At 42.2% G+C, this 1,591-nt stretch carries 1 protein-coding gene; it reads left to right on the top strand.

Translation table 11 applies throughout. The features are described from left to right. Nucleotides 1-201: 201 nt before the first annotated feature. On the top strand, nt 202-1,545 hold the full coding sequence (locus AB4232_RS21255) for a sigma-54 interaction domain-containing protein (RefSeq protein ID WP_372087951.1): 1,344 nt from the start codon (nt 202-204) through the stop codon (nt 1,543-1,545). Nucleotides 1,546-1,591 lie beyond the last annotated feature (46 nt).

Genomic DNA, 1,591 nt, shown 5'->3' with positions numbered 1-1,591 from the left:
GAATACGTGTATTAATAAGTATAACTATCAGTAAGTAAAGCACCAGATTGGCTTTCTCGCTTGAAGTACTGCCACTTACTTGCTCAACGTTCTTAGGTTTGTGTACTCGAATTAATTGAATTTTGCTTCTAAGCTTATGGGATATTTAGGGGGCTTACTGAAGGTTTCATCATGGATATCGAAACATGAAGAGTGAGCACAATGCCATCAAAAAGAGTATCACCTGAGCCAATAACTCGTTCTGTGATTTTGTTATGCAACACCGCATGCCTGCACCATAGTCAGTGGGTTGGAGAACTGCGTCTCCAAAACTGGGAAGCTCAAGTTGCAGAAACAACCGAACAGGCCATTCACTTACTCGATACACGCAGCGAAAGCTACGCACCAATTGTGGTTTCTTGTCTAACATCATCCTCAATCGACAAACAATGTGAGCAAATATCAGCGTTAAAGGTTCACTCTCCAAGTTTAAAAGCAATCGCTATCTGCAACCAACCACCAAGCCGCAACTTATCGCTCATTAAACAAACCTTTTGGGATTATTACCACCTCCCTATTGATACAGAATGGCTTTGTCGAAATTTAGGCCATGCGTATGGCATGGTCGACACCAAGCAAACTAAACCTAAGTCTGCCTCGTGGCATGAATGTCAATTGGTAGGGCAATCCAGAACCATCCAACAACTTAAAAAGAAGATAGCCAAGATCGCTAACAACGATTTTCCAGTGCTGATTCAAGGGGAAACCGGAACAGGAAAAAGCCTATGTGCGCGTTTAATACATGAGGCCTCAGCCCGCAGTCAAAAACCTTTCATCGCTGTAAATTGTGGCGCAATTCCACAATCCCTGATTCACTCAGAGTTATTTGGCTTTGAAAAAGGCTCGTTCACGGGTGCAAACAAACGCTACGTCGGACACGTGGAAAGAGCGAATGGTGGCACACTATTTTTGGATGAGATCGGCGACCTTGAACTGTCGCTGCAAACTTACCTGCTCCACTTTCTTGAAAATAGTTCGATAGAACGACTCGGTAGTAATAACCAATTGCCCGTAGATTGCCGTGTAATTTTCGCCACCAACGTCAATATCGAACAAGCCGTTGCTGCGGGTAAATTTCGAAAGGATCTCTTTCATCGCATCAATGTACTTCCATTAGACCTAGTACCACTCAATGATCACAAAGAAGACATTGAAGATTTGGTTCGATTTGAACTGAAGCACAATTACGCATCCAAAACCAAACTGCCTAGTGACACCCTTGAGCAAATGAAACAGTACCATTGGCCAGGCAATGTCAGAGAGTTATTCAACTGCATAAAAAGAGCGATTGTTCTTTCTAATTCAAGCGTCCTCTCTACTCGTCATATGGGGATTCAATTGAAAGACGCGTCGCCCGACGCAGAAAATGATACTCGACTTTCGTCAAAAAATGTTCGTCGAGTGATTCAGCAACACCACTACAATATTTCCCAATCTGCTAAAGCGTTGTCTATTTCTCGGACAACCTTGTACAAGCTGATCAAAAAACATCAGATAGCAATTTAAGTCGCCTAACTAAATAACTAAATAACTAAATAACTAATAACTAATA

Source organism: Vibrio sp. 10N.286.46.A8 (genome assembly GCF_041470165.1).
GTDB classification, from domain to species: Bacteria; Pseudomonadota; Gammaproteobacteria; order Enterobacterales; family Vibrionaceae; genus Vibrio; species Vibrio tasmaniensis_A.
Note: the sequence above shows the minus strand (reverse complement) of the source record. Positions and strands in the feature narration are given on the sequence as shown.